Source organism: Shigella sp. FC1967 (genome assembly GCF_001743005.1).
Taxonomy (GTDB): Bacteria; Pseudomonadota; Gammaproteobacteria; order Enterobacterales; family Enterobacteriaceae; genus Proteus.
In genome coordinates, this window is the sequence record NZ_MIIZ01001361.1 from 1 (window position 1) to 372 (window position 372).

At 45.4% G+C, this 372-nt stretch carries 1 rRNA gene; it reads right to left on the minus strand.

Features of this window, described 5'->3' with window-relative positions:
- Positions 1 to 124, minus strand: a 23S ribosomal RNA gene (locus BHE89_RS21995); the annotation flags it as partial.
- Positions 125 to 372: the final 248 nt, after the last annotated feature.

Consider the following 372-nt stretch of genomic DNA (forward strand, 5'->3'; position numbering starts at 1 on the left):
CCCCATTCGGAAATCGTCGGGTATAACGGTTCATATCACCTTACCGACGCTTATCGCAGATTAGCACGTCCTTCATCGCCTCTGATTGCCTAGGCATCCACCGTGTACGCTTATTCGCTTAACCTCACAACCCGAAGATGTTTCTCTCGAAGACGACTTTAAAGGTCATGGCTACACAAGCATCAATTCGTTGTTGGGCAGTGCTCGTAATGCTCACATACTTAAGTATGCTGCGCTTACTGCGCGCTGTCCGCCTAGAATTGCTGTTGTTCGCTCATGACACTCGCCTTGGAGTATCACAAATTCAAGGTCTGAGATTTTGAGAGACTCATCAATATACCTCGGTGATATATTGATTTGTTTTCAATTTTT